General features: G+C 33.6%; 1 protein-coding gene. It reads right to left on the reverse strand.

Translation table 11 applies throughout. The annotated features are described in order from the left end of the window. Positions 1–210 precede the first annotated feature (210 nt). On the reverse strand, positions 211–782 hold a 572-nt coding region (locus tag BCT81_RS02665), incomplete at its 5' end, for a hypothetical protein (protein WP_206747997.1).

Raw genomic sequence — 782 nt, forward strand, 5'->3', positions numbered from 1 at the left:
ATCCATAAATCACCTACTTTAAAAAAGGTATTCTATGAACTTAGTTCGATAAAACCGATGTCATTCATTCACAGAAATGTTGAGAGTGAAATACATACAAATAATTAAAGGAATATTAATAGTCCACGATCTCTTCCGAGAATGAGATCGTGGAATCGTCTTGAAATTGAGTGAGACCTTATGACCAAGAAGTGCCAGTAAACAGTAACCTTAATGTGTTAACTGAATGAGACGCGAATAAACGTCGTCACTTTTCTTCAGCAACTCAGCATAACGAAGAAACTTAAAGTCTGTGTAACCTTTATAAAAAGCAAAAATCATGGGATTTGAAAGCAGTTCAAATAGGTTACAAGTCGTATAGATCCGTTTATTTTTAACGAAAAGTGTTCCAGTATTAGAGTCTTCGATGAATTGCGCAAAAGAGTGGTCAAGTACAGGAAACGTAATATCAATACCGCAATAATCTTGAGACATATATCGAATAATATCGTACCTTACTTTTTGATTCTGGGAGCCGATACTAATGATATACTCTGAATTTCTAACGATATGACCAACTAATAAATTGGCAGAAAAGTACAAGATAAACTCTAACTTTCCACCTGAAATATCATAGAAGCAAGCTGATTCTAGATTCTCATTGTAGACTCTCTGGTGATAATCAAAAATCTTATCTCGCTCTTGAACTTCCAATGTATCAATTGACTTCTTCGAGATCTTATCAATCGTTAACCTATATCCGTTATTGTTGTGAATGAGTGGATTCTTATAATTATCAATTT

It is taken from the genome of Vibrio sp. 10N.261.52.A1, assembly GCF_002876325.1.
GTDB classification, from domain to species: domain Bacteria; phylum Pseudomonadota; class Gammaproteobacteria; order Enterobacterales; family Vibrionaceae; genus Vibrio; species Vibrio chagasii.